The sequence below is a fragment of the Thaumasiovibrio clandestinus genome, assembly GCF_047250365.1.
In the GTDB taxonomy this organism is placed as follows: domain Bacteria; phylum Pseudomonadota; class Gammaproteobacteria; order Enterobacterales; family Vibrionaceae; genus Thaumasiovibrio.
This window is the reverse complement of record NZ_JBLBVL010000045.1, coordinates 1-1432: the sequence shown is the minus strand read 5'-3', so window position 1 is coordinate 1432 and position 1432 is coordinate 1. Positions and strand designations below refer to the sequence as shown.

Below are 1432 nucleotides of genomic sequence, written 5' to 3'. Positions count from 1 at the left end.
GCGTTGAACTAAACCGCTTCGCGGAGATCTTCTCTTTCCCCGCGGTGATCACCCAAAATGATGATGTATCCATTAAAAAAGGAATGCATCATGACCCCCTTAAGACAGCGATTTATTGATGAGATGACAGTTCGTCGTTTCTCACCCAAAACCCATGCCTGTTATCTCCGTTGGGTTGTTGAACTATCAAAAGCGTACCATCAGTCACCTGACTTACTCAGTGATGAACAAATCAGAGAGTATTTGCGCTCTCTTACTACTGAGCGGCATCTAAGTGGCAGCAGTTGCGCCCAAGCCCTACAGGCCATCATGTTTTTCTATAACATGGTGCTAAAAAGGCATTTTGAAGAGCGGCTTATTCCACCGATTAAACGTGATAGTAAGATCCCTGAATTACTCAATCGTCATGAAGTTCGGGACATTATCAGCCACTGCCGAAACCTTAAGTATCAAACTGCGTTTGAAATTTGCTATGGGTGTGGGCTACGTGTCAGTGAAGTGGTTAGCCTCTACGTTAAAGACATTGATGGTGTAGCGAAGCGATTGCATATTCATAAGGCGAAAGGAGGTAAAGACCGATTTGTGCCTCTTAGTGACAGCCAATTGAGCCACCTACGAAACTACTGGCGACACTATCACCCAACAGTGATTTTATTCCCAAGCAGAGAGCCTGAAAAGCAGTTAGATATCAGCTCAATGCAAAGATGCTTTAAAGCCGCTAAGGCAGCAGCCGGAATTGAAAAAACAGGTGGTATTCATGCGCTGAGACATGCTTATGCTACGCATCAATTAGAATCAGGCATGCCATTAAATGTTCTTCAGCGTCATCTTGGTCACTCAAATGTTAATACCACGTTGAGGTACACGCATTGGATCGGTCACTATAACGAAAGCTCACATAGCGATGAATTTGATTTAGTTGGAAAGCTCTGGGAGGTTGAATGAACCGGTTATCTCCTTATCAAACCGTGTTGACTCAGGGGCTAGACGAGCTTGATAAAACAACGGTTACACCGAGACAATGGCAGGTACTTCATCATCTACGAGATTGTCGAACCGAGAGAATGGGAAGTTATGATTGGCGCTGTACGCAGTGTGGCCATGAAACAACGTGGTATTGTTCTTGTCGAGATCGCCATTGTCCAAATTGTCAGGAGCAGATGAGGCAGCAATGGTTGCTCAAGCGAAGCCAAGATGTTTTACCTGTCGCCTATCACCATTTGGTTTTTACGATACCACACGAGTTTAATGCGCTCGTTAAAGCATACCCAAAAGAAGTTTACCAGTGCCTATTTCATTCTGCATGGGCAACGTTACGTGCCTTTGCTAATGAGCGACATCATCTAGAAGGACAACTTGGTGCATTGATGGTGTTACATACTTGGGGCAGAAACCTCAGTCAGCATACACATATACATTGCTTGCTACCCGG

2 protein-coding genes are annotated in these 1432 nt (G+C 44.8%); both read left to right on the top strand.

Annotated features, from left to right (window positions below):
• The first annotated feature begins 90 nt into the window (after nucleotides 1–90).
• Nucleotides 91–945, top strand: coding sequence for a tyrosine-type recombinase/integrase (locus ACKLNH_RS20550; RefSeq protein ID WP_413114126.1), 855 nt, complete (start codon nucleotides 91–93; stop codon nucleotides 943–945).
• Nucleotides 942–1432: IS91 family transposase (locus ACKLNH_RS20545; RefSeq protein WP_413114125.1), on the top strand; the 491-nt coding region annotated here is incomplete at its 3' end. The genes ACKLNH_RS20550 and ACKLNH_RS20545, both read left to right, overlap by 4 nt.